Below are 1,348 nucleotides of genomic sequence, written 5' to 3'. Positions count from 1 at the left end.
TTCGCCTGCTCAACCTGAATAGTGACAAACTTAGTAGCACCTTCGCCATCGCGAACAATCGCGTGAGCAAGTTCAAGATAGATATCTGACAAAGCAGTTTTGAAGGATGCGTAATCAGCATCGTTTTTTGATATTTCAACATCCATCGCTTGGCCAGTCGCAATCAACATACAAGCATCATTTGTCGAAGTATCACCATCAATAGTAATGCGATTGAAAGACCGATCCGCCAACTCAGAAGAAAGTTCGTTTAAGAGATCTTGCGGAAGCTTAGCGTCTGTCGAGATAAAACAAAGCATCGTCGCCATATTCGGCTTAATCATGCCAGCGCCTTTGCTAATACCGTTAATGGTCACGGTTTTGCCAGCATATTCTAGCTGAACAGAAGCGCCTTTTGGGCGCGTATCTGTTGTCATAATGCCAAGGCCTGCATCATGCCAAGCCTTATCATTCAAAGCGTTTTTTAATGATGGCGCAGCGGTACAAATTCGATCTTCAGCAAGCTTTTCACCAATCACACCTGTCGAAAATGGCAGTACCTGCTCAGCACTATAAGAAAACTGTTCGGCAATCGCTTCACAACATGCCTGCGCATCAATAAAACCTTGCTCACCTGTGCCCGCGTTCGCGTTACCTGTATTGATTAAAAGGCTAAATGGCTGGTCTTGCTGCTGAATAATCGATAAGTGCTTTTTAGCGATATGAACCGGCGCTGCACAAAATGCATTCTTGGTGAACACACCTGCAACACGAGAACCCGCTTCAGCAGAAAATAGAACGAGATCTTTTCGATCTGCGTATCTGACACCCGCTTCAACCACACCAATCTTTAGTCCTTTGATTGGAGGCATTTCAGGAAAAAAATCAGCACCTACAGCCATAACACTTCCTCAACAACTCAAGACGTAATGCGGCCGTGGCATTGCTTATATTTTTTACCTGAACCACATGGGCAAGGTTCGTTACGACCAACTTTACGACCATCACGCGTCATAGGCTCAGCCTTAGACTCTTCAGATTGATTTGATTCCTCTTCCGAACCAGGAGCAGCATCATGCTGCGTTTGTGCTGCACCTAATTGACGAGCAAGCTCTTCGCGACGCTGACGCTCAATCTCAGCAAGCTCTTCTTCGGACTGAATACGAACATGACTTGTTACCTTTACAACCTCATGCTTCAAGCGCCCAAGCATATCTTGGAACATCTCAAATGCTTCACGCTTATACTCTTGCTTAGGATTCTTTTGCGCATAGCTACGTAAATGAATGCCTTGGCGTAAGTGGTCCATTGACGCCAAATGTTCTTTCCATAAAGTATCAAGAATATGTAAAAAGACCTGCTTTTCAAA

At 44.7% G+C, this 1,348-nt stretch carries 2 protein-coding genes; both read right to left on the bottom strand.

The features are described 5' to 3' along the window. Window positions 1-881, bottom strand: an 881-nt coding sequence (gene argJ / locus A3762_RS16120) for a bifunctional glutamate N-acetyltransferase/amino-acid acetyltransferase ArgJ (RefSeq protein ID WP_068756616.1), incomplete at its 3' end; no start/stop codon positions are given. A gap of 17 nt (window positions 882-898) precedes the next feature. Next, the coding region (locus tag A3762_RS16115) for an SEC-C metal-binding domain-containing protein (RefSeq protein ID WP_197469311.1) at window positions 899-1,348 on the bottom strand (450 nt) is incomplete at its 5' end.

This window comes from Oleiphilus sp. HI0125 (assembly GCF_001635355.1).
Note: the sequence above shows the minus strand (reverse complement) of the source record. Positions and strands in the feature narration are given on the sequence as shown.